Genomic DNA, 263 nt, shown 5'->3' on the forward strand with positions numbered 1-263 from the left:
GATTGCAGGCGGCCGCGGCCTCGCCTCACAGGAGAACATGGCGCGCCTCGGACGGCTTGCCGACACGCTGGGCGCCGCACTCGGCGCCTCGCGCGCCGCCGTCGATGCCGGCTACGCGCCGAACGCCACATACACGTCGGGCGCGATCCAGCACCTCGCCGGCATGAAGGACTCGAAGTTCATCGTCGCCGTGAACAAGGACCCGGATGCGCCGATCTTCTCGGTGGCCGACGTGGGGCTCGTCGGCGATCTGTTCGACGTGG

The 263-nt window shown here is 70.0% G+C and carries 1 protein-coding gene; it reads left to right on the plus strand.

Going from position 1 to position 263, the window contains the following annotated elements; translation table 11 throughout:
* Positions 1–263 (plus strand): electron transfer flavoprotein subunit alpha/FixB family protein (locus tag AB4Y44_RS42655; protein ID WP_368702842.1); only part of this gene is annotated, 263 nt, incomplete at both ends.

It is taken from the genome of Paraburkholderia sp. BR10937 (assembly GCF_040965695.1).
GTDB lineage: Bacteria > Pseudomonadota > Gammaproteobacteria > Burkholderiales > Burkholderiaceae > Paraburkholderia.